A 21,934-nucleotide genomic window follows, 5' to 3' on the forward strand; every position below is an offset into this window, starting at 1 on the left:
TTTTTTCAGTTTTAATGATCTATTTCTTTACGAGTATTTTCTCGGTCGCTTTTTTGCTTAAAATTTCTGTTTTGCCATCAATTTCTATGGTCATTGATTTATCAAAATTTTCAACTTTAACGATTTTCACTTTGGTATCAAGGAGCAGTTTCCTGTCATTCAGATAAGTCAGGAAAGCATCATCAGAAAGAGTAACTGAGGCAAAAGTAACATTTTCTCCAGGTTCACAATTGCTTAGTTTCTCCAGATCCTGAGAAATAATATTTCCGTCTTTATCAGGAATAGGTTCTCCATGAGGATCAAATTTAGGATAATCAAGAATTTCGTCCATTTTCTCGAAAAAAATTTGAGAATGCACGTGTTCAAGCTGTTCTGCAATTTCGTGAACATTTTCCCAGCCAAAATTCATTTTTTTAACCAGAAACATTTCGGTAAGTCTGTGTTTACGAACTACCAGAGATGCTTCACGTCTTCCGCTTTCTGTAACAATTAATGGTTTGTAGGTTTCATAGATGACCCACTTTTTCTCTGCAAACTTTTTCATCATATTATTGACGCTCGGCATTTTTACATTCAAAAATTTGCTGAGCTCATTAATCGTAACCTTTCCTTCATTGTCAACTAAATGAAACAAAGCTTTCAGGTAATTCTCTTCTGTTAGGGTTGTTTTCAAAATGTTAGATGATTTTCAATACAAATCTAACAAAATAAAATGAAAAGTTCACTCTTGTTATTTTAACTTTTTTTACTTTTACTCTATGAAATTTTCATTCAAAAACGACTATTCTGAAGGGTGCCATCCAAATATATTACAGGCCCTTTTACAGCATAATCTTGATCAGCAGGCCGGATATGGAGAAGATGAGTATTCATTAAAAGCAAAAACATTAATCAAAGAAAAAATCAACAATCAGAATTCTGAAGTTTTTTTGGTTTCAGGAGGAACGCAGGCTAACTTAATTGTTATTTCAGCAATCTTAAAGCCCTACCAATGTGCAATTTCTGCCGCTCCCGGCCACATTCTGAATAATGAAACAGGAGCTATTGAAGCCACAGGTCATAAAGTATTGAGTATTGAAACAGCAGATGGAAAATTAAGACCGTCGGATATTATCCCGGTTTTAGAAGGACATAGCAATGCACCCCATCAGGTGATGCCTAAACTGGTGTATATATCCAATTCTACAGAGCTGGGAACCATTTATCAGGCTAAAGAACTGGAAGAGCTTTCAGCATTTTGTAAAGAAAAGAAATTATACCTGTTTATGGATGGAGCAAGACTGGGACATGGCCTGACTTCAGAAATCAGTGATCTTACCCTGGAAAAAGTAGCTCTTCTGACAGATGTTTTTTATCTTGGAGGCACAAAAAACGGGGCATTGATAGGCGAAGCTATTGTTATTAACAATCTTGTTCTTCAGGAGGATTTTGCATTTAATATCAAACAGAAAGGTGCATTGTTAGCCAAAGGAAGGCTGTTGGGAATACAGTTTATGGAACTCATGAAAGATAACCTGTATTTTGATCTGGCGAAACATGCCAATCAGCAGGCTATGAAAATTAAGAATGCATTGCAGAAAAAAGGAACGGCATTTCTTTCAGATACCTATACCAATCAGATTTTTCCTATTCTGAGTAATGATCTTATTGAAGTTTTGTCTGAAAATTTTGAATTCTATGTCTGGAAAAAAGTAGATGAAAATTTCTCGGCAATACGCCTTATTACTTCCTGGAATACTGGCGATGAAGCAGTAAACCGATTTATTGAAATTATTGAAACAGAATTAACATAAAAATGAAGAGGCTGTCTCAAAACTGTCATACGAAATGCAATGTAGTGAAGAATCTCATGTAGTTGTTTATTATAGAGATTCTTCCTTCGTCAGAATGACAAAAGTCGGCTATTGGACTTTTGAGATAGCCTCTTTTTATTTTAATAATGTATTATTTTTTCAAAGCTTCGCTTACTACTTTACAGTCTGCAGAGCTTAGCTTCTGTCCATCTTTATAGCTTATTTTTTTCTCATCCGCATATTTAGACTGTCCGTCTTCCTCTTTATGATCTCCAATTCCTTCTGTTAAAGCATTGTCTTTCTGGATAAAGTAAATATCTCTTTTGCTTTTTTTCCCTTCTGAAGCAAATTCGTAAGTCAGTTTCAGCGTATCTCCGGATTTGAAACCGGTTACATCTCCTTTTGAACTGTCTTTTTCACTGTTTTTATAAGATAACTTTCCGGTAATTGTTCCTAAATTATCATCAATAGAAGCAAAAACACTGTCTTTTCCTGTTACCCCGATATAGCAGAACGATTTTGGTCCCAATGTATCTATTACAGGTTCTTCAACAGCAATGGTATCTGCAGCTGCTTTGGGAGCCGGAGCTTCAGTTTTTTTATTACAGTTGATTAAAAAAGCTGATACAGTACCCAATAAGATTAATTTTTTCATATCCTTAATTGTTAAATCAAATTTTGAAGCTCAAAAATAATAAACTATTTATAGAATAAAGAATATTGCTCATAAATAAGAATAATTTTCTAATTCTCATTAATCGGAATATTTTAGGCACGAAAAATGAATGACAATGCAAAATTGATTGTAATGAAAAAGATTACCAAAGCACTGGGATTGGGATTACTTATGCTCGGTCTGCATTTTATGTCAGGGCAGACGCCTCAGAATTATATCTATACCTCTTCCGGAGACCTTAGGAAAATAGAAAAAATGATTACTCGTCAGGATATCGGAGGAGTGCAGATTGTTTATAATTGGAGAGCTTTGGAAACCTCAAAAGATGTGTATGATTTTTCTGTGATTGAAAAAGATCTTGAATATTTAACTTCCGTCAATAGAAAATTATTTATTCAGCTTCAGGACAGGTTTTTTGAGCCACAGGCCAGATATATTCCTGATTATGTGTTGAATGATAAAGAATATACAGGAGGATTGGTTCCTCAATATGATAATCCGGGCGAAAATAAACCTGTTGGAAGCGGATGGGTTACCCAGCAATGGAATTCTGCTGTCCGTGTGAGATTTCAGAAACTGATAGGAGAACTGGCAAAGAAATTTGACGGAAAGATTCAGGGAATTAATCTTCCCGAAACATCAGTAGATATAGAAATGAAAGCAGATAAAACAGGTTTTAGCTGTGACCGATATTTTCAGGCAGAATTAGAAAATCTGAAGTTTGCGAGAGATGCTTTCCATCAATCCAATGTATTGCAGTATGTCAATTTTTTTCCATGCGAATGGAACAATGACCATCAATACATGTCCAGACTGTTTGATTTTGCGTATAAAAATAATATAGGGCTGGGAGGGCCTGATATTGTTCCGAATAAAAAAGGGCAGATGAAAAACTCTTATCCTTTCTTTAATCAATACAAAGGAAAGCTGCCTTTAGTGGCCATGGCGGTTCAGGAACCAACTTTGACCTATAAAAATCCGAAAACTAAGAAACCTTTTACCAAAGAAGAATTTGTAGAATATGCTGAAAACTATCTTGGAGTAAAAATTATCTTCTGGAGTGTGGAATCTCCCTGGTTGAGAGATTCCTAAATTATTCTGATAAAAGATCTCAGTCAATTCTCCTGATTACACTTTTAGTATTCCTCTGAATCCTCTGGCGGCATAATAAGAATCTGCACCATTATGATAGGTGAATACAGTATTATATCGTCTGTCACAGAAAAGTGCGCCTCCAAGCTCTCTTACCTGTGATGGCGTTTTTATCCAGCTTGATGTCTTTTGATCGAATTTTCCCAGTTCCTGAAGACTGCGGTATTGTTCTTCTGTTAAAAGTTCAATCCCCATTTCTTTAGCTTTGTCGATGACATTGCTTTCTGGTTTGTTGGCCTTTCGTGTATCCCAAGCCAGGTAATCATAGCAAAGACTTCTGCGTTTCGGGCTTTCCGGGGAACAGTCTGTGAAGGAGTATTCATCTGTTTTTTTATTGTATTCTACAACGTCGGGTTCACCTTCTGTAGTTTCCATTTCATATAAAGACCAGACTTTTTCAGGGCTGGCTTCCAATTTTTGCTGAATTTTTTCCCATTTTAGGTCTTTGTGACGGTTCATATTTTTTTCAAAACGGACTTTTAGTGTTTTTAAAAGTTCGTTGATTTGTTCTTGGGTCAGTTTCTTTTTCATATCAAATTTTGTTTTACTTGAATTGGTTTGTAGTGTTGGATAATCGCAAAGGTGCAAGTTTTACAAATAAGAGTTTTTTTTATGCGCAAGGATTTTATCTGCGATAAAATTTTTGATTTTTTTCTTAAAAATTATTAATCAATAATAGTGATTTTTCTGTCTGCAGGTCTGAAATACCAGGAAATAATAACCAGTACCAATAATAATACCGCCGGAAAAGTTCTTCCTGCTGTATCTCCCACGATCAGATGGGAAATTACAGCTCCTGACATGACGAAGAAAAATCCTGCATATGCCCATTCTTTTAATAACAGACGTTTTGGAATCAGGATGGCAATAACGCCTAATATTTTCCATATTCCGATGATGGTCATCAGATAAGAAGGGTAGCCCAGATTGGTAAAATTGAGCAGTTCATCTTTACTTTTCATCAGTTGTACAATTGCTGTGGAAACCATTCCCAGGGCCATCCAAAGCGTGAATATCCAATAGATGATTTTTGTTCTTTTTTGTGATTGTTGTGGTGTGTTCATGATCTGTTTTTTTATAGTGAGTCGTTTAATCCTATTCCGTCCATGATTTGTGGAATACATTTCTCAATGCGGGCTTCACGGGTTTTGGACTGTTTGGCAGAAGAAAAGTGGAGCAGATAAGCTCTTTGTCTTCCGGGAGTTAATGCTTGAAAAGCTTCCTGCAATGCCGGATTCTGATCCAGTTTGTTCTGAAACTCTTCAGCCATTTCAAATTCTTTTGTTTTCTTCATTTCAACCTTAGCACCTGATTCTTCTATTTCAACAGCTTCAAACATATAGCTGCGAAGAACATCTTCCAAATCATTGATTTGATCTACATCCGTAAAACGAACCTGTCTTGCAGCCTGTACATTTTTAGACTGCTGAATCAGGATTTGGTCCGGGTCTTTCATCAAAGCTCCTTTAAAGAAGAGAAGTGCACAATATTCTTTAAAACCATGGATCAGGAAAATATTTTTCGCTTCATAGGTATAACACGGGCATCCCCATTTTAAATCTTCTACAAGTTCGGTGCTTAGGGCAATTGTTCTTAATTTTTCAAATTCTTTATGCCATTGCTGGTTTTCATCAAAGAAAAAATTGACTTTTGGATTCATGGTGTTGTATGTTTGATGGGTTGAGAGTATTAGAGTATTAGAGTGGGAGAGTTGGGGTTGGATATAAACCTCGAACCTCGTATCCCGCATATTTCGATATAGCATTCCTATAACCTATAATCTGCTACCTGCTACCTATTCTGCTACCTAACATCTCCTGTAAACGGTTATGCGCCATATTAATGCCCTGAGCGAATGGCATTTTCAGATGCTGATCTCTGAAATCTACAGATTTATAAATGGTTTGGATGGTAATTTTGCTGGTAGTATCCGTCATTTTTTCAAATTCTAAAAACTCAATCTGAACCGGAAACGGAGTGTTTTCCATCTGAAAAGTCCTTATAATTTTCTCATTCTGAACAATATCATGAATAGTTCCGTTGGCACTGAAAACCACATCGCCTTGAGGATTGGATGTTTCAAACCGGTAACTTCCGTGTTGTTTGTTTTCAAATTTTGTCACTTTGGTGCCCATCCATTGTTCAAAAAGTTCAGCTTCTGTATACGCTTTGAAAAGCAGTTCTACAGGAAGATCAAATTCTCTGATGATGAAGATTTCCTGTTTTCCGTCTTCTGCGTGGATTTTTGTTTTAAGTTCCATATTTTGAGTTTTGGTGTTTGAGGGTTTTCTGAGTATTAGAGTGGGAGAGTTCTAGAGTTTGAGAATACAATCGTTCAAGGTTTAAAGTTTAATGTTCAAGGTTGTTATCCTGTTCACGGCCAATTGACCATTGACTTGCGAAGCAAAATTGACTATTGACATCCACAAATTAAACTTTGAAGCCATTGTCTATTATCTATCCGTCTATCATCTTTTATGCCTTATTATTCACATTCTGATACGCTTTCATTACACTTTCCAGCTTGTTGAACTTTTCATCCCACATTTTGCGGAAGGGTTCTATAAAATCGGCTATTTCTTTCATTTTATTGGGATTTAGGTGATAAATAATTTCTCTGCCGTTTTGTTCAGATTTCAGCAGTTCACATTCTGTAAGGATCTGGAGATGCTTTGAAACGGTAGGTCTCGCCGTATCAAAATTAGAAGCAATGGCTCCCGCTGTCATTGACTGTGCCGCCACCAAAATTAATATAGATCGTCTTGTAGGATCTGCTATCGCCTGAAATACATCTCTTCTTAAATTCATCGTGTAGTTATTTGACTACAAATATATATGTAGTTATTTAACTACGCAAGTTTTTTTTGAAAATATTGATATTAAATATGAATAGAATATTCTCATAAAACAGGGAAGTGGGTACAGCAATGTGGTTTTCAGGCGGGAGACAGAATATTGGTTACGGTAAGCAGAAACCAGATTATCCTGGAAAGGGAAGTAGATTATGAAGAATCAATATGATTTTTGATGGTCTCTCGCAGATTTTGCAGATGACGCGGATTTTTTTTGAATGTAACAATCTGCGCAATCTGTTTGATCAGCGCGAGATTATTTTTATATTAAACGCAAAGTTTTTATCTGATGAGGTGCTTATTTTAGGGAGCAAAGAGGGCAAGTGGACTTGCCTGATGAAGGTGGTGATAGTTTCTCACAGATTTTGGAGATGACGCGGATTTTTTTGAGTTTAATAATCTGTGCAATCTGTTTGATCAGCGCGAGATTTCTGAAGCATTAAGGGAGGTGAAGTTTTTAAGTAAAATTAAGATTCAAATAAATTTGAATGAGACATCAACTTTTATGAATGTCTGTAGATATTCCTCTTAATAATCTTAACGGCTTAATATGTTCTTAATAGTTTAAAGGTGTAATGCGCTTTTTCTAACGCAAAGTTTTCAGATGATGAGTTTTATTTTTTGAGGAGGCCAAGGATGGGCAAGTGAACTTGCCCGATGAAGCGAATGAGAGCTTTTAGCAGATTTTATTTATTTTATGAAAATTCCGATGTATTTTCCGCTATATTCTACAACGGTAGTTCTAATATTTTTCTTAGTACAAAAATCCTGATAAGCAGAATTGTCGCCAATATCATCACTAATAAACACGGCACCAGGCTTCAATCTTTTATAAATTTGTTGGTAAGCCCACATTCTTCCATGGTAACTTTTATCAGAATCATAGTGGAAAACATCAAAAGAGGAAACCTGTTTAAAAATTTTGGGTAAAGATTCTCTATCTGCAAAACGGAATAATTTCCAATGTTTTTTAAGGTTTTCAGGGACAATATAACCTACATACTGATCACCATCCTGAGCAAGATAGGGCATATCTGAGCTATAGAGTGTGCCATTTCTTTTTTGAAGTGAAAGCAATATGGCCAGAGAAGACCATCCATAAGCTACTCCGGTTTCCAGGACATTTTGAGCTTTGGTAAATTCACATGCATAATAAATAAGCTCCAGTGCGCCGGGACCACCCATTGTAATAGGGCATTGCGCTTCTTTTGCACTTGCTTTTTCCAGAATATCAGCATAGGTATTTCTGAAATGATCAATATCCATAGAGAAAAGCCAAGAAACTGCTACTTTTTGAGAAACTGCTATAGATGCAGCCCAGGCATTTGTTTTTGCTTTTCCTTTGAACGGGCTTCTTCTGCTTACCGTATTTTTAATAATTTTTCTGCCCAGTTCAGGATAAAGAGCAGGTCTTTTAAGATAAGCTACAAATGTTTTGAGAACTGTTGACATTTCACTGATTATATTAAAATTACAAGACAAATGTATTTGATTAAAAACCATATTGTATTGAGATAATATTAATTTTGACAGTCAATATGTTTATGATTTTTTAATAATATATCTGGTAATTAATCAATAATAAATCTTATATTTTGAATTAAACGCAAAGTTTTAAAGTGTGATTGGTTTTATTTTAGGAAGCTAAGAATGAGTAAGTGAACTTGCCTGATGAAGGAGGATGGATGGTTTCGGCTGCCAAAGGCGGCCGAAACCTATGCAGTTATGAGAATGGTATTGTGGGAGAAAGTTATCATCTGTCAAAGGAAAAATTTGTATTTCCTTCCTTGCCAGTGATATTTTTATAGAACACCGAGCAGATCCAATAAGGATCTGATTCTTAGTCTTAAAGGGTTTTTCTATCTAAATTTAAAATGGCCTCTTTATAGTTAAGGAAGAATTTTTATTTTTTTCTTTACAAAAATGTCTGTCCAGAAATATATGGAGTACAGTCATTAAAACGGCGATACTTTTCTGCTTTTTCACTTGGGTAGGTATTTTGCTTTTCGTTAACACACTAAAAAGTGTGTTGTTTGCAAATGTATAAAATAATTGTATAAACAGAAAGAAAAATGAGACCAAATTATTCTGATAATTTTTAATGGTCTATAACTGTGGAAAGCTATACTCGAGAAATAGCTTATCTTTGCGGTTTCGATGTTTTCTAAGCATTAATCAATTATTTGAAGATGAAATTTTTATTAGACTTTTTATTTCGTGTTTTACAACTTTTTACAGAACCTTATTTTTTAGTATTTCTTGCAGTAGTTATCATTGCTCTGCTGAAAAGAAAAAACAAACGTAAAAACCTGAGAATAGGAATTGGTATTGTGGCAGTTTTAATCGTCATCTTTATAGGAAATGGTTTTCTGGGAAAACTGACTTCCGGATATCTGCAGAAAAGCTATATTAATACTTCTGAGTTGAAGAATTCAGTTTCTCAGAAACCTGTTATTGTTGTACTGGGCGGTGGAGTTGTAGATATTAACAATACAGAAAAACTACATACGATGTCTTATTCCAGAATTGTTACAGCTTATCAATTGTATTATGAATTCAAGAAAAATAATTTACCCTGCAAAATAGTAATTTCTGGAAAGGGAAGAGGACATACAAGTGAAGCAGAATTATTCCGTGAAAACTTTAAAAAAATGGGGGTCTCAGATACTGATATGATTAAGGAAGATAAAAGCATGAACACATATGAAAATGCAAAGTATTCCAGTAAGATCGTAAAGCAGCTAGCTCCATCTGATATATATTTGGTTACTTCTGGGTTTCATATGAAAAGATCTGTTGCTCTGTTTCATACATTTGGATTAAACCCTGTTCCACAAGCATCAGATTTTATAGATACTGAAATAACACTATTTCCTAACAGCTATAATGCAGCATTTACTTTTGTGATGTTAAAAGAAGTGTTGGGAATATGGCAGGTGAAGCTGTATAATAGTTGGGGATTGAATGGATAATATTCTGGATTTTACATATATAAAATTAAATAAAAAGGCCTCTCAAGATTTTTTGAGAGGCCAGTTTTTTTATTCAAAACCGTGTGTTTGACGGTGATATTGTAAATTTGCAGGATTCAATGTATGGTGGTCATGAATTATTAAGTTGCCTGATAAACACCCAATTAATTGCAAATTATCTTTGATTGAAAATACTCCTTTGTCAAACATAATATGATGATTGGGACAAAGGCAAATAAGATTATTGGGATTATCATCGCCATTATGGGGTTTACCTAATGGCTTGATATGGGCACCTTCCGCATAATGACCTAATTTGGTAGGAATAGAAATTTGGCAAACTTGACATTTAAAATCATATAATTTTTTTATCTGCCATGCTACTTTTGTATCTCGTACAATTCTTAGAACTGTACTTTCTAAAGTTCTTTTGATTCTTTCAGAATAGTCTAATTCAATTTGTTGTACTGTTTTTTTAGATTGATTATTTCCAGAATATTCTAGACGAAATCTACAAATTTTGAAACCACTTTTACCAATTTCTTCCCAAGCATCTACAACACTATATAACCCAGCATATAAATATCCTTCTTTAGGTGAAAATTCTGACTGATGGGATGAACCACGAATGACCCTTACAGGTAATCCTTGGTCCATACTTTTTATAAGCCCAGCATTTCCTTTTTCCCAAGCTTGATCTTTTATTTGTTTTCCAGTAGTATTATCATTACCACCTGCGCCTGTATAAATAATTTCTTCTCCATAATCTAAATCATCTTCATATCCTCCAGAAAGAACGATAGCAGCAGTACCTTCTTTTGAGTTTCCATCAATTCCTGCTGCCCAATTCCTGTGAAAGCTTGTTGTCATCATTTCTCTTCTATTATTAAAATGATGTCCTTCTTCAATGCCTTCTATCTCACCAAATACAATAGGTTTACTCACGGTTATTTTATTTAAGTACAAATTTATAATTTTAAGTAAAAAAATAACCGTAAATAAACTGTTTTTAGAATGTTTTTATTTATATATCGAAGTTTTAATGTTTTTTCTTAATAGAAATCACCGTCTGTAAAACTACAGAAGCAATAATAAACATCAATCCTATATAAAACGAAAGATTCACTTCTTTGCTTTCTCCGAAAAATAAAAAGGCCATAATGATTGCGTATACGGGCTCCAGATTGTAGGTTAGGTTCACAGTAAATGCCGGAATTTTCTTCAAAACCTCGGCAAACATAACATATAAGCCGACTGTACATAAAAGCGATAAAACGCCCAAATAAGCGGTATTTTTCAAGTCAGGAACTATGCTATCCGACTGAAAATAGAGGAGATATACGGGCAAAAATGCTCCCCAGCATAAAGTACCGGCAATCATCTGGTAATAATTGATCACTTTGGTGTCAAAATGACTCACCAGACGTTTGTTATAAATAGTATACAGAGCGCCGAATGCCGATGAAAAAACTCCTAAAATAATCCCAAGCTGATAAGAAGTATCAAAATGAAATATTAAGCTGATCCCAATGATTGTCAGCATACTGAGAAGTAATTCTGAAAGCTTGAACTTCTCCTTATCAATAACAGGTTTGAATACCGCTGTAAAAAAACTTGTCAGACAGTAACATACTACACCAATGGATATATTGGCATATTTTATACTCGCATAAAAAAGAAGCCAATGTAAGGTAAGCAGTAAACCGGCTTTTGAAATCTGAATTTTTCCCCGGAAAGGAATATCAGTTGGAATTTTCAAGAACTTTACAATAAAGAACAAAATAATAGAGGAGAAGAGGAGCCTGTACCAGACCAGCAAACCTTCGTTAAGAGTGATCAGTTTTCCGAATACCCCTGTAAATCCGGCCAGAATTACGGCCAGATGTAATAATAAATATGATTTTTTCATTAGAGAACGAACTGTAAAATTGGATTAATATTTTTGTTAGAATGTGAAGCATGAAAAACCCGGCCGTTAATAAGTTAACAACATGAGTACACTTCAAATTAAATTGAAAATATTAAGGTGCCGGAGGAGGCAGACAGTTCGAGCGGTTCATATTGATCTGTTGAATGTCAAATATAGGCAAAAATATTTTGAAAATCTACATAAAGAATACATTAAACTTGTGTCCATCAGGGTCTGCAAATACAAAACCATAGTAGTTTTCTCCAAAACTTTCAGGCTCCGAAACAATGGTTCCTCCGGCATTTCTAACTTCTACAGCCCAATCATCAACTTGATTTTTACTTTCTGCAGAAAGGGTAAATATAATTTCGTTAGAACTTTGTGGATCACCAAATTTCATACTTTTCAGGTTGTTTTCTATGACATTTTTTAAGAAAAAGTGAATAATCAATTCATTTCCTGCCATAAAAAAACTTACCAGTTCATTGGAACTGTGAGGATTATTGGGTTTGAATCCCAGCTCAGTATAGAATTTCTGAGTGCGTTCAAGGTCGGTTACGGCCAGATTAGCCCAGATCATTTTAGGTTTCATATTATTTTATTTTTTGGTTAAGGTAAAGGTATTCTGTTTTTACGGAATAAAAACTGTCATGTGGCAAGATTTTGTATTTTTAGATCAAAGAGAGATTTATTAACAACTTTAATTTAACATAATATATTTGAAAAATAAATTATAGCACCCATGAATGAGAGTATTGTAAAGAAAATCAAAAAGTTAGGAGGGAAAATAGACGCTGTACGTCCTGATAAAAATTTTGCTGAAAATTGGCAAAGTGTCAGCTTCAGTCATCATCTTTATGACAAAGACTGGGATGTTTATGGAATCGATCAATATTATGAGCAGTATAAAGATTTGTATATAGAGAATCAGAAAAGTTTTTATAGGAACTTGCTGGAACATTATTTTTCCGATCATGAATTGCCGTACGGTCAATATTTTTTCAAAGATTGGGTTTTCACGCCCTTTAAAGAAAACTCTGAGGATTATGGAGAACTGGATGGGCTTGTAGAAGAATATGAAGTAAAAGAAATCGTACAAGGCAACGAGATGGATTTTATCTGTATATTTTATTCTTATGGATATCCTGATCATTTTTTTGTATGCACAACAGATCCTGATCAAAATAATCCGACGGTGTATAGTACAGATCATGAAGTTTATTTTCAGGAGATTGAAAATGAAGGAAAGCTGGAAGATTTTCTGTATAGGTTTATGACCAAGGAAGAGTTCTTAGAATCCGTTAAAGAATATTTGGAAAGAAAATTAAATAATAAGGGATTCTGGGGTGGTTAATACTCTATTTCAGTTAAATAATAAAAATCCTATAATTTATATTATGTTAAATTAAATATGGTGGTATATTTCTTTATTTTAATTAAAAGCTTAATATTTAATTAATTAGAACTTTTAATTAAGTTAAGACTTAGATATAATACTCAATATTCTTAATTAATAACTATTTGAGAATTATACAATGGTTTTAAAATATTGGATTATAATTTTGATATTATCTTATTAAATGGAGATTTTAAAATATTTTTCAATGAATTTGGTAAATCTGCTCAGATATTTATTTTTAAAAATGAGATTAAAATTCATAACCAAATAATAAAACGTGGCTGTATTAAAAAATATAAAATGGTCTATTAATTTGGATGATTTTTTTAATACATTTATTTTAAGAAAAATAATACTGTATTACAATTTAAAAGTTTGACATCTTTACAATTGAACTCCGGGATACTGGGAAATAAAATCTGCCATTCCGTGAATGTCTTCTGTTTTATAGACAGGTTTATCGGTGTGACGGGGTTCTCCCCCGCTTGCCCCTTGATAAGATGCATCTGCAGTAATTGTAATATAACCAGCTTCCACTAAACGTTGTGCATAAAGACCTGCTGTCTGTTCCTTAATACCTCCATTTGAGTATGCAACAACACTATTTAAAAGTAATTGGTTTGTGATCAATGGGCACTGACAGAATAGAATAAGTTGTTGTCCTGCCAAATTTACTCAAGCGATCCAGGACTAAAGTAATCTCTTGTGTAGATTTCAGAAACATATGTAAAAAGAAACAAAATTCTCCTGTAGTATGTACCATTTTTACAATCCCTTCTATTTCTTCAGTTTCTTTTAAAAAAGACATAATCATAATATTGGGGTGTAATTTTATTGCAATTAAAACATTTTGTATGTATTGCAATTCTGTATATTCCACAACAACAGCATAGCCTTTTATTATCCCTGCTTCTTCCAGCTTTTTTATACGTTCTGTAACAGCCGGAGCTGTGAGTCCTATTTTTCTGCCTATTTCAGCATTACTCGCTCTTGCGTTTAATTGTAGTTCGTTTAAAATTGCGTAGTGCAGTTTATCTAATTGCATATCGAAATAAAATAATTAAAAAACATTGATTCGAAAGTTTGAAGCAGCTATTTCTATCGAAATGATAGTCTGATTTAAATGTCCCCATCAGATCTTTGTAAAGATAAAAATTTAATGCAGAAACATACCTATAAGAATATGAAAGATAAAAAATTACCTGGTGATGTTAGCTTGAATCACGGAATGGCCGTTATTAGCAATACATTACGAATACATTATGCAGAAGCAGGAAATGGGGAAAATATAATTGTTCTGATACATGGTTTTCCGCAGACATGGTGGGAATGGCGATTTGTAATTCCTGTATTGGTTAATCAAGGATTTCGTGTTATTGCCTTGGATTATCGCGGAGCCGGAGATTCCTGGAAACCTGCGGATGGATATGATAAACGCACTATGGCCAGTGATATTCATCATCTGTTAAAGGAACACCTTAAGATACAAACCCCTGTAGTCCTTATAGGACATGATATAGGCTTAATGATTGCGTATGCTTATGCACAAGAATACCGGACATCCGTATCTCAGCTGGTGGTAATAGACGCTCCTTTACCCGGTACCAAAATATTTGATAAAATAAGGACAGATCACAGGGTCTGGCATTTTGCATTCCATAACGTACACAACCTGCCTGAAATGCTAATTGCTGGTCGTGAGCGACAATATTTACAATACTTTTTCAACTATCGTATTTATAATACAGCAGCTATTAATGAAACTGATATGGACACCTTTAGTCAGGCATATTCTTCAGCCGGTGCTATGAAAGCCGGACTGGAAGTTTACCGGGCATTTGACCAAGACATACTGGACAATGAAAAGAGCATAGCCAAAAATGGGAAACTAACGATTCCTGTTCTGGCAGTTGGAGGGGAAATAAGCACAAGTGGATCTTTTATGAAAGCAATGATGGAAGAAGTAGCAGAAAATGTTACATCAGTACGCATTCCTAAAACAGCGCATTGGGTAGTTGAGGAAAATCCGGAGGTATTTATACAAGAGCTTTTAAAATTTCTCAGCTAGAATCATCATCATATGAATAAACTAAAAATTAACAATTTAATTTTAATAAAGAAGCGTTCAAAAGAGATTGTATTTTACCTGACCGCCTTCTATAATTGATAATTATGAAAAATATAGTACTATCTTTTTTATTGATATATATGCAAAGTTTAACATTTGGACAGAAATTAAGGGCCAGGGATATAGGAATTCCATTTAGCGGAACCGTTGGCACATTTAATTCTATAACGGACGTAAAGGGAGTTGAGGTAGGTTATAGTACAATCATTTCCGGGAAAGGTAAAAATACAATCGGTAAAGGACCTGTCCGAACAGGAGTTACAGCTATTTTGCCAAGGGGCCGGAATAATAATCCTGTTTTTGCCAACTGGTACTCACTGAACGGCAATGGCGAAATGACAGGAACAACTTGGGTAACAGAATCCGGTTTTTTAGAAACTCCTATAATGATTACCAATACCAATAGTGTGGGAGTAGTGAGAGATGCTGTTCTCAAATGGTTTGTAAAAGAACATTGGTATAAAGAAGATTGGTGGTACACTTATCCTGTAGTGGCTGAAACGTATGATGGCTTTTTAAATGATATCTATGGTTTTCAGGTAAAAGAAAGCAATGTTTACGAAGCGTTAAATAGTGCGAAATCAGGTAGAATTCAGGAAGGAAATGTTGGTGGTGGAACCGGGATGATGTGCCTTGGTTTTAAAGGCGGAACCGGTACGGCATCAAGGATTGTGAAAACCGGAGATTCTATTTATACCGTTGGCGCTCTGGTTCAGGCTAATTTTGGGAGAAAAGAATCCCTGAAGATTGCAGGTGTACCGGTAGGAAAAGAACTGGAAAATACGGTGGGCAGCGAATTAAAACTGCCTTCACAGTCTTACCGGCAGGAAGGTGACGGTTCCATCATTGTGGTCATTGCAACGGATGCACCATTATTGCCCCATCAATTAAAACGCATTGCATCAAGAGTGCCCCTGGGAATCGGGAATGTAGGCGGCTATGGAATGAACAGTTCAGGAGATATTTTCATTGCTTTTTCAACAGCCAATCCCACAGCTTTTCAGAGAAAAGATTCTTCTACAGTGAAGATGCTCCCCAATGATTTGATTGACCCTCTATTTGATGCAACTGTACAGGCCGTCGAAGAGTCTATCATTAATGCCATGATCGCCGCCGAAACAATGGAAGGAGTCAATGGAAATAAATCCTATGCCCTTCCCCATCAGCCTGTGATTGATATCTTAAGAAAATATAAAAGAATACCATAAGGAGAGAAATTTATCTGTTTCAGTTTAATTTAATACTAATTCATTAAAATTTTTCTATGAAAAAACTATGGTTTCTAACAGTTTTTACTGTTGTTTTTGCTGCAATGAATTCCTGCAGGGATGAACAATCTATTGATGTGCCCGCCGAGCACCCGAATGCAAAAAAATATCAGCGCATCGTTGATCAGTTTATAGCATCCGGCGCTGTGGGCGTCAACGTCACAGTAATTTCTCCCGAAGGAACATGGAGCGGTTCAGGTGGACTTGCCGACAGGGAAAAAGGTATCAGGATATCTGCCGATAGCAGGCTCCGCATCGGAAGCATGACGAAAATGTTTGCCTCCACAACTATTCTGAAATTGCAGGAAGAAGGTCTCCTGAATATCAAGGATAAAATCAATAAATATCTTCCTCACACTATTACAGACCGTATTGCCAATGCCAATGAGGTAACGATTGAACAGTGCCTTAATCACAGAGCGGGAATCCGGAATTATTTACAGGATATCGCTCCCGGTGTTTTTGACGGAAGTATTGTCAATTATTCCGCAGAGCAGACCCTTCAGCTGATCTATGATAAACCTGCCGATGATCCAATTGGAAAGGGATACTATAGCAATTCCAATTATCTTCTGCTTTCCCTGATTATAAAAAAAGTAACGGGAAAACCCTCCTATCAGATAATCAACGAGAAAATAATCAACCCATTGGGGCTGAAAAATACAACAGCAAGTACTCTGCTTCCGGATCAGCTCACCCGATCCTATTATGCTGAAACCACTAATGAGCCATTGAGTGAAGTAACTCATATAGACAATAACGGAATCGGCGGTGAAGGAGCAATTGATGGTGGAATGATCTCAACATCTTCTGATGTAGCCCAATTTGTGGAGAGCCTGTTAACGAATAAAATACTTTCTCCCGCTTCAATGCAGCAGCTTCAGACTTTTGTGGATAACGATCCTGACCGTCTGGAACCAGACTTAAAATACAATAAACAGTATGGGTTGGGATTAATGAAACTGGATACCAACCAGGGAGTAGCTCTGGGTCATGACGGACACGTATTTGGCTTTGGCGGTAAATCCTATTATTTTCCAAAGCAAAAAGTAACGGTATGCATACTTCTCAATACATGGTCTCCAAAAGTGGTTGCATTGCTTAATGCAAAAGATACTTTCAACTTATTGTTCTGATAAAATTGAACGAAAATAATTTTAAAAATAAAGATATGAAAATCAATCACATTCTCACGTTCTTTTTGCTTTCAGGAATGATATCCTGCAACACCATTTCTTATACCGGAGAAACGTATAAAGCTTCAGACAAAATTGATGTTATAATAAGGAAAAAGATGTAGAATATCCATATAAAACAGTTGGAAGGATTATTACAATTGCAAGAAACAAAGACAATAAGGCAAAAGAAAAAATCATTGAAAAGGCAAAATCAGTAGGTACAGATGGTGTTGTTTTTTCTGGCATTTATTTTACCGAAGAAAAAACTGCTTCTGCTTATGAAAAAGCTGATGTTATAAAGTACACTGACTGAACTTCAATAAACCTGGTAGCAAAAAATTTGATTCAAAGGTTTTTGAGCCTTAATTCTTTAGAAAGTAAAGCATTATTAATCAATTATAATATGATCTTTACCCCAACGGTAATAGCAAGTAATTATAACAAAATCATATAAATTATAACTAAACTAAAATTTTTAAAATGAAAAAATCAGAAAACAGAAAAGTACTTTCAAGAGAGTATTTAAAAAATGTAATGGGCAACGGAATGAATATCATTATCACAGAATGTTCATATGAATGCTGCCCTCCTGCCGGAATCCCCAGATGCCCCAGCCTTAGTGCATGTCCGGCAATGGTATGCCCACAATAATTAACATATTTACTAACCAAAAAATATTACAATGAAAAATTCAAGAAATCAAAAAAGCCTTTCCAGAGAACAATTGAAAAGTATTGCCGGAGGTAATGTACAGGGAGTCTGCAGGCTTTCCAACGGTGGCTATGTTCTAAGGGACTGTACATTAAAGTGTCCAAACGGAGGATATCCCATCTGTCCTGCTTAAGGATTAATTTTTATTTAAACTTCAGCCTGCCCGGATAAACCAGACAATCTATCCGGGCTGACTGTATAAACACATTTTATATAGCTCTAATTGAGCTGGTTTTTGTTTATAGCTTTCATTATAGGGACAAATACAGTGCTATCTAGCTCATGATGTAACACTTATCATATCTCGAATGTCTTATTTAAATAGATTCATAATTAATACATGAATTGTATGCATGTATATTGCATAACAAGCTACATTGTAATACAAAAAACATAAAATATATGAAACGCCTGCTCCATTTAATCATTGTACTGAGCGGAACAATGGTAACTGCACAAGAAAAAAAAGATACGGCAGCAACAAAGAAAATAAATGAAATTGTACTGAAAAAAAATAAATTTCAGAGAAAAAATGACCGTTTTATATATGATATAGGAGCTTCTCCGGCAGCAAAAGGGGCTACAGCCTTCAGTATTTTAAAAGAAACTCCCCTGATTTCATCAATGGATGATAAGACTTTACGGATTGCTGGAAAATCAAATGCTGTAATATATATCAATGGTAAAAAAACTCAAATGGATGCTGATGCCCTGGCAGCCTTTTTAAAAAGCATGCCATCTGAAAGTATACAGAAAATAGAGATTATTACTATGCCCGGCAGTGAATTTCAAGTTGAATCTTCAGACGGGGTCATCAATATTATTCTAAAAAAGATAAGAGAAAATGGCTTGAACGGAAGCTTAAGAATGAGCAATAATCAGGGATATTACAACAATCCTGGAATGGGATTTTCTATCAATTACAGAAAAAATAAGCTCGGAATTAATTCAAGTTTTAATAGCAGTGAAAACACCAAGCGGCAGTATTATATATTGGAAAATGGCAGCAATATAGCTTCAAACCATTCGGAAGGAACCGTATCTGTTCCAAACAAGGACTATGGAGGATATCTGAATATAGATTATGCTTTAAATGACAAAAGCAACCTTGCATTGAGCTATAACACCTGGTACAACAAAAATTTCATATCGGTTACCAATTTATTTAACACTGTAAATGTATTAAACGATACCGTCTGGAAAACTGGCTACAATCGAAGCATAAATCATGAAAACACCCAATCTTATAATAATTCTGTCAATTTAAATTATGAATTAAAAACAGATTCACTTGGCAGTAAACTAAATATAAATGCAGCCTATCTAAACTTCAGAAAAAAACAGAATAGCCTCAATACAACATCAGCAGCGGATTCTAATGGAAATACAGGAGAAGATATCAGCCAGATTATTCAGGAAACGCCACAGATTATTAACAGCTTTTCTGTAACGGTGGATTATTTTAAGAAATTTAAAAATGATTTCACCCTGTCTTTTGGAGGAAATTACAGCTATACGAAAACAGATAATGATACAGAAACAAGCCTATATCAATTGGCTGCCAATGTAGTAGTTAGAAATCCAAATCATTTTTTTTATCTGGAGAATATTTACGGAGGATATTTGACTGCAGAAAAAAAAATAAGTGATAAAATTTCTGCAAAAGCCGGAATCCGCTATGAATTAACACAAAATAAAGGAAACTCTTATAATGCTCAGGATGACAATTTAAAGAATCTTACGAGAAACTATCACAATATTTTACCTTACGTAAATCTGAATTACTCAATCAGCAAAGACCATAATCTTTCATATTCTTTTTCAGGCCGTATGAAAAGACCCTCATTTTGGGAGGTGAACCCTGTGAGAACCTATTTAACGGAAACTAATTATGTTCAGAATAATCCATTTATGAAAGCATCCGCAGTTTATTCGCAGGAACTTAATTATATGTTCAAAAATTCATATTTTTTCATTGCCGGTCATAAATATTATAAAGATGTTATTCTGCAGGTACCTCTGCAGGGGATAATTTACGGTAACGGCAGCCATGTAAATATATTGAGGTATATAAGAACCAATTTTGGCAACCGTCAGGAATTAAATTTTACAATCGGTTTCCAGAAATCATTTTTTAAACAGTATTGGAATACCAATGTAAGTATCGGCTTACAGCATAATATTAATGATGGGAGTATTGATACAGATCCGTTAACAGGTGAAAAGTTTCCGGCATATATCAATACCCGAAAATCAAATGGAATAACAATTTCGACTAATAATAGTATAAGACTTGATCAGGCTAAAACATGGTTTGCCAGCATTAATTATTGGTACGTTGGGAATTACCAGATAGAATTGGGACAGTTAAGACCACTTGGCAGTTTGGAAATAGGACTCAAAAAAATATGGAATGACTGGACCTTTTCAGCAACCGTTTATGATGTTTTAAATACCAACAGAGTTATAATTGATGATCAGCAACAAAACGGGAATTACAATTATGTCAATATTTACAACTATCCGCGTCAGTTAACTGTTTCTATCTCGTATAATTTCGGAAACAAAAAAATTGAAAAAATCCGTGATTTCAATAATGCTTCTGATGAAATCAAAAACAGAACAAAATAATAAAATTGTTATCTGAAAAATATTTAAATTTTCCTATGAAAAAATTTAGTGAATACATAAGTCCAGTGAAAAATAAAATTTTAATCTTAGCAATAGTACTCTTTTCTGTTGTTGTATTTGGACAAAATAATCAAAATGATGAATATTTTAAGTCTAAAGAAATCATAAAAGAGTTAGATTCTATTGTTAATCCAAATGGAATTCAGGAAAGTTTTTTTGCAAATATTGGAGGTATAAAACAATGGATAAATGTAAGAGGGAAAGATAAAAACAATCCTATTATCATTTTTATACACGGAGGCCCTGCCTCTCCGTTAAGTGCTGTGAGTTGGACTTACCAAAGGGCTTTGGAAGAATATTTTACCGTTGTAAATTACGACCAACGTGGAGCCGGAAAAACTTATCGAGCCAATGATACATTAGCCTTAGGTAAAACGATGCACATTGATACTTTTGTAGATGATGCCCTTGAAATTACCCGGTTGATAACGCAAAAATACAAGCAAAAAAAAGTATTTTTAACAGGACATAGCTGGGGTACAATAATTGGCTTAAAAGCAGCGGTAAAAGCACCTCAATGGTATTATGCCTATATTGGTATTGGGCAAATAATCACTATGCAAGAAAACGAAAAACTTAGCTATGAATATGGTTTGAAAATGGCTAATGAAAAGAATAATACAGAAGCTCTTAAAGAATTACAATCCATTTATCCCTACCCGGGAAATCAACCTGTTACCAGAGAACGTATTATCATTGCCAGAAAATGGCCACAATACTATGGTGGATTAAGCGCTTATAGAAATAATAATTTTTATTATTTCAATGCCCCTTTACTTTATCCCGAATATACAATTGATGATGCAGAAGCCATAGGACTTGGAAGTTTGTTCACATTGGAAAAAGTTATGGATGAATTTCTAAATTTTGATTTTTCAAAAGTTAAAAGTCTTTCCATCCCTGTTATCATGTTGTTAGGAAGACACGACTATACTACCCCCACATTGCCTGTTATTAAATGGATGAATCAACTAAAAGCTCCGATGAAAAAAAATATTTGGTTTGAAAATTCCGCACATCTTATTCCAGTAGAAGAACCTGGGAAAATGCTATTAACTTTCGTAAATGAAATAAGACCGATAGTGTTAAAAAAATATTGATGAAAGCAAGTAAGGCATAAAATATATAATGAAAAAGAAAGCTTTAAAAACACACCTATAAAAGACTTTTACATTTCTTACACCAATGATAAAACCGAGCAACTA

General features: G+C 34.6%; 24 protein-coding genes. 11 read left to right on the top strand and 13 right to left on the bottom strand.

Annotation, left to right across the window (positions count from 1 at the left end; translation table 11 throughout):
- Positions 1-19: 19 nt before the first annotated feature.
- Entirely contained in the window at positions 20-673 is a 654-nt protein-coding gene (locus tag SFA27_RS10615; RefSeq protein WP_264517845.1) for a metal-dependent transcriptional regulator, read from the bottom strand.
- An 85-nt stretch (positions 674-758) separates the two neighbouring features.
- Between SFA27_RS10615 and SFA27_RS10620 the strand changes: the two genes are divergently transcribed.
- The gene (locus SFA27_RS10620; protein ID WP_047374609.1) at positions 759-1,793 is read left to right on the top strand and encodes an aminotransferase class I/II-fold pyridoxal phosphate-dependent enzyme; all 1,035 of its coding nucleotides are present in this window, start codon (positions 759-761) and stop codon (positions 1,791-1,793) included.
- 151 nt (positions 1,794-1,944) lie between these two features.
- Here SFA27_RS10620 and SFA27_RS10625 read toward each other — a convergent pair whose 3' ends face one another.
- On the bottom strand, positions 1,945-2,448 hold the full coding sequence (locus SFA27_RS10625) for a hypothetical protein (protein ID WP_407298008.1): 504 nt from the start codon (positions 2,446-2,448) through the stop codon (positions 1,945-1,947).
- Positions 2,449-2,601: 153 nt separating this feature from the next.
- Between SFA27_RS10625 and SFA27_RS10630 the strand changes: the two genes are divergently transcribed.
- Positions 2,602-3,561, top strand: coding sequence for a hypothetical protein (locus SFA27_RS10630; RefSeq protein WP_407298009.1), 960 nt, complete (start codon positions 2,602-2,604; stop codon positions 3,559-3,561).
- Positions 3,562-3,597: 36 nt separating this feature from the next.
- On the opposite strand, the gene SFA27_RS10635 is transcribed toward SFA27_RS10630, so the two are convergent.
- The 6 genes from SFA27_RS10635 to SFA27_RS10660 form a co-directional block, all read right to left on the bottom strand.
- Positions 3,598-4,152, bottom strand: coding sequence for a DUF4256 domain-containing protein (locus SFA27_RS10635; RefSeq protein WP_407298010.1), 555 nt, complete (start codon positions 4,150-4,152; stop codon positions 3,598-3,600).
- A gap of 134 nt (positions 4,153-4,286) precedes the next feature.
- Positions 4,287-4,685, bottom strand: coding sequence for a DoxX family protein (locus SFA27_RS10640; protein ID WP_407298011.1), 399 nt, complete (start codon positions 4,683-4,685; stop codon positions 4,287-4,289).
- An 11-nt stretch (positions 4,686-4,696) separates the two neighbouring features.
- Positions 4,697-5,281, bottom strand: coding sequence for a YdeI/OmpD-associated family protein (locus SFA27_RS10645; RefSeq protein ID WP_407298012.1), 585 nt, complete (start codon positions 5,279-5,281; stop codon positions 4,697-4,699).
- A gap of 124 nt (positions 5,282-5,405) precedes the next feature.
- On the bottom strand, positions 5,406-5,882 hold the full coding sequence (locus SFA27_RS10650; protein ID WP_407298013.1) for an SRPBCC domain-containing protein: 477 nt from the start codon (positions 5,880-5,882) through the stop codon (positions 5,406-5,408).
- Between the two features lie 214 nt (positions 5,883-6,096).
- Positions 6,097-6,429 carry an ArsR/SmtB family transcription factor gene (locus SFA27_RS10655; RefSeq protein ID WP_407298015.1) on the bottom strand — a complete coding sequence of 111 codons (333 nt, stop codon included), beginning with the start codon at positions 6,427-6,429 and terminating at the stop codon, positions 6,097-6,099.
- Positions 6,430-7,163: 734 nt separating this feature from the next.
- Positions 7,164-7,925, bottom strand: coding sequence for an O-methyltransferase (locus SFA27_RS10660; RefSeq protein ID WP_264517854.1), 762 nt, complete (start codon positions 7,923-7,925; stop codon positions 7,164-7,166).
- A 737-nt stretch (positions 7,926-8,662) separates the two neighbouring features.
- Between SFA27_RS10660 and SFA27_RS10665 the strand changes: the two genes are divergently transcribed.
- Positions 8,663-9,445: a YdcF family protein gene (locus tag SFA27_RS10665; RefSeq protein ID WP_407298017.1), complete on the top strand. Its 783-nt coding sequence runs from the start codon at positions 8,663-8,665 to the stop codon at positions 9,443-9,445.
- A 69-nt stretch (positions 9,446-9,514) separates the two neighbouring features.
- Here SFA27_RS10665 and SFA27_RS10670 read toward each other — a convergent pair whose 3' ends face one another.
- The 3 genes from SFA27_RS10670 to SFA27_RS10680 form a co-directional block, all read right to left on the bottom strand.
- Positions 9,515-10,390 (bottom strand): YDG/SRA domain-containing protein, encoded by an 876-nt coding sequence (locus SFA27_RS10670; RefSeq protein ID WP_407298018.1) that lies wholly within the window; start codon positions 10,388-10,390, stop codon positions 9,515-9,517.
- Between the two features lie 94 nt (positions 10,391-10,484).
- Entirely contained in the window at positions 10,485-11,354 is an 870-nt protein-coding gene (locus SFA27_RS10675) for a DMT family transporter (protein WP_407298019.1), read from the bottom strand.
- A 196-nt stretch (positions 11,355-11,550) separates the two neighbouring features.
- Positions 11,551-11,946, bottom strand: a complete 396-nt coding sequence (locus SFA27_RS10680) for a VOC family protein (protein ID WP_407298020.1) — start codon at positions 11,944-11,946, stop codon at positions 11,551-11,553.
- A gap of 150 nt (positions 11,947-12,096) precedes the next feature.
- Between SFA27_RS10680 and SFA27_RS10685 the strand changes: the two genes are divergently transcribed.
- Positions 12,097-12,708 (top strand): hypothetical protein, encoded by a 612-nt coding sequence (locus tag SFA27_RS10685; protein WP_407298021.1) that lies wholly within the window; start codon positions 12,097-12,099, stop codon positions 12,706-12,708.
- Between the two features lie 429 nt (positions 12,709-13,137).
- Here the strand turns inward: SFA27_RS10685 and SFA27_RS10690 are convergent, their stop codons facing one another.
- Positions 13,138-13,383 (bottom strand): alpha/beta hydrolase, encoded by a 246-nt coding sequence (locus SFA27_RS10690; RefSeq protein ID WP_407298022.1) that lies wholly within the window; start codon positions 13,381-13,383, stop codon positions 13,138-13,140.
- Positions 13,355-13,798 (bottom strand): Lrp/AsnC family transcriptional regulator, encoded by a 444-nt coding sequence (locus tag SFA27_RS10695; protein ID WP_047374626.1) that lies wholly within the window; start codon positions 13,796-13,798, stop codon positions 13,355-13,357. The genes SFA27_RS10690 and SFA27_RS10695 overlap by 29 nt, the downstream gene beginning before the upstream one ends.
- A 78-nt stretch (positions 13,799-13,876) precedes the next feature.
- On the opposite strand from SFA27_RS10695, the gene SFA27_RS10700 reads away from it, so the two are divergent.
- The 7 genes from SFA27_RS10700 (at position 13,877) to SFA27_RS10730 (ending at position 21,829) form a co-directional block, all read left to right on the top strand.
- Complete coding sequence (locus SFA27_RS10700; protein ID WP_407298023.1) at positions 13,877-14,821, top strand: alpha/beta fold hydrolase; 945 nt, start codon at positions 13,877-13,879, stop codon at positions 14,819-14,821.
- Positions 14,822-14,925: 104 nt separating this feature from the next.
- Positions 14,926-16,089, top strand: coding sequence for a P1 family peptidase (locus SFA27_RS10705; protein WP_407298024.1), 1,164 nt, complete (start codon positions 14,926-14,928; stop codon positions 16,087-16,089).
- 56 nt (positions 16,090-16,145) lie between these two features.
- A complete protein-coding gene (locus SFA27_RS10710) occupies positions 16,146-17,285 on the top strand; it encodes a serine hydrolase domain-containing protein (RefSeq protein ID WP_407298025.1) in 1,140 nt (379 codons plus the stop codon).
- Positions 17,286-17,807: 522 nt separating this feature from the next.
- A complete protein-coding gene (locus SFA27_RS10715) occupies positions 17,808-17,978 on the top strand; it encodes a hypothetical protein (RefSeq protein ID WP_407298026.1) in 171 nt (56 codons plus the stop codon).
- Positions 17,979-18,009: 31 nt separating this feature from the next.
- The gene (locus SFA27_RS10720) at positions 18,010-18,171 is read left to right on the top strand and encodes a hypothetical protein (protein ID WP_407298027.1); all 162 of its coding nucleotides are present in this window, start codon (positions 18,010-18,012) and stop codon (positions 18,169-18,171) included.
- A 269-nt stretch (positions 18,172-18,440) separates the two neighbouring features.
- On the top strand, positions 18,441-20,669 hold the full coding sequence (locus SFA27_RS10725; RefSeq protein ID WP_407298028.1) for a TonB-dependent receptor domain-containing protein: 2,229 nt from the start codon (positions 18,441-18,443) through the stop codon (positions 20,667-20,669).
- A gap of 35 nt (positions 20,670-20,704) precedes the next feature.
- Positions 20,705-21,829 carry an alpha/beta fold hydrolase gene (locus SFA27_RS10730; protein ID WP_407298029.1) on the top strand — a complete coding sequence of 375 codons (1,125 nt, stop codon included), beginning with the start codon at positions 20,705-20,707 and terminating at the stop codon, positions 21,827-21,829.
- Positions 21,830-21,934: the final 105 nt, after the last annotated feature.

It is taken from the genome of Chryseobacterium sp. HR92, from assembly GCF_045689405.1.
Classification (GTDB): domain Bacteria; phylum Bacteroidota; class Bacteroidia; order Flavobacteriales; family Weeksellaceae; genus Chryseobacterium; species Chryseobacterium viscerum_A.

What these genes read in the sequence shown, in the direction of transcription:
- SFA27_RS10620 (WP_047374609.1), top strand. Translation starts at nt 759, where the DNA reads ATGAAATTTTCATTCAAAAACGACTATTCTGAAGGGTGCCATCCAAAT.
- SFA27_RS10625 (WP_407298008.1), bottom strand. Translation starts at nt 2,448, where the DNA reads ATGAAAAAATTAATCTTATTGGGTACTGTATCAGCTTTTTTAATCAAC.
- SFA27_RS10630 (WP_407298009.1), top strand. Translation starts at nt 2,602, where the DNA reads ATGAAAAAGATTACCAAAGCACTGGGATTGGGATTACTTATGCTCGGT.
- SFA27_RS10635 (WP_407298010.1), bottom strand. Translation starts at nt 4,152, where the DNA reads ATGAAAAAGAAACTGACCCAAGAACAAATCAACGAACTTTTAAAAACA.
- SFA27_RS10640 (WP_407298011.1), bottom strand. Translation starts at nt 4,685, where the DNA reads ATGAACACACCACAACAATCACAAAAAAGAACAAAAATCATCTATTGG.
- SFA27_RS10645 (WP_407298012.1), bottom strand. Translation starts at nt 5,281, where the DNA reads ATGAATCCAAAAGTCAATTTTTTCTTTGATGAAAACCAGCAATGGCAT.
- SFA27_RS10650 (WP_407298013.1), bottom strand. Translation starts at nt 5,882, where the DNA reads ATGGAACTTAAAACAAAAATCCACGCAGAAGACGGAAAACAGGAAATC.
- SFA27_RS10655 (WP_407298015.1), bottom strand. Translation starts at nt 6,429, where the DNA reads ATGAATTTAAGAAGAGATGTATTTCAGGCGATAGCAGATCCTACAAGA.
- SFA27_RS10660 (WP_264517854.1), bottom strand. Translation starts at nt 7,925, where the DNA reads ATGTCAACAGTTCTCAAAACATTTGTAGCTTATCTTAAAAGACCTGCT.
- SFA27_RS10665 (WP_407298017.1), top strand. Translation starts at nt 8,663, where the DNA reads ATGAAATTTTTATTAGACTTTTTATTTCGTGTTTTACAACTTTTTACA.
- SFA27_RS10675 (WP_407298019.1), bottom strand. Translation starts at nt 11,354, where the DNA reads ATGAAAAAATCATATTTATTATTACATCTGGCCGTAATTCTGGCCGGA.
- SFA27_RS10680 (WP_407298020.1), bottom strand. Translation starts at nt 11,946, where the DNA reads ATGAAACCTAAAATGATCTGGGCTAATCTGGCCGTAACCGACCTTGAA.
- SFA27_RS10685 (WP_407298021.1), top strand. Translation starts at nt 12,097, where the DNA reads ATGAATGAGAGTATTGTAAAGAAAATCAAAAAGTTAGGAGGGAAAATA.
- SFA27_RS10695 (WP_047374626.1), bottom strand. Translation starts at nt 13,798, where the DNA reads ATGCAATTAGATAAACTGCACTACGCAATTTTAAACGAACTACAATTA.
- SFA27_RS10700 (WP_407298023.1), top strand. Translation starts at nt 13,877, where the DNA reads ATGTCCCCATCAGATCTTTGTAAAGATAAAAATTTAATGCAGAAACAT.
- SFA27_RS10705 (WP_407298024.1), top strand. Translation starts at nt 14,926, where the DNA reads ATGAAAAATATAGTACTATCTTTTTTATTGATATATATGCAAAGTTTA.
- SFA27_RS10710 (WP_407298025.1), top strand. Translation starts at nt 16,146, where the DNA reads ATGAAAAAACTATGGTTTCTAACAGTTTTTACTGTTGTTTTTGCTGCA.
- SFA27_RS10715 (WP_407298026.1), top strand. Translation starts at nt 17,808, where the DNA reads ATGAAAAAATCAGAAAACAGAAAAGTACTTTCAAGAGAGTATTTAAAA.
- SFA27_RS10720 (WP_407298027.1), top strand. Translation starts at nt 18,010, where the DNA reads ATGAAAAATTCAAGAAATCAAAAAAGCCTTTCCAGAGAACAATTGAAA.
- SFA27_RS10725 (WP_407298028.1), top strand. Translation starts at nt 18,441, where the DNA reads ATGAAACGCCTGCTCCATTTAATCATTGTACTGAGCGGAACAATGGTA.
- SFA27_RS10730 (WP_407298029.1), top strand. Translation starts at nt 20,705, where the DNA reads ATGAAAAAATTTAGTGAATACATAAGTCCAGTGAAAAATAAAATTTTA.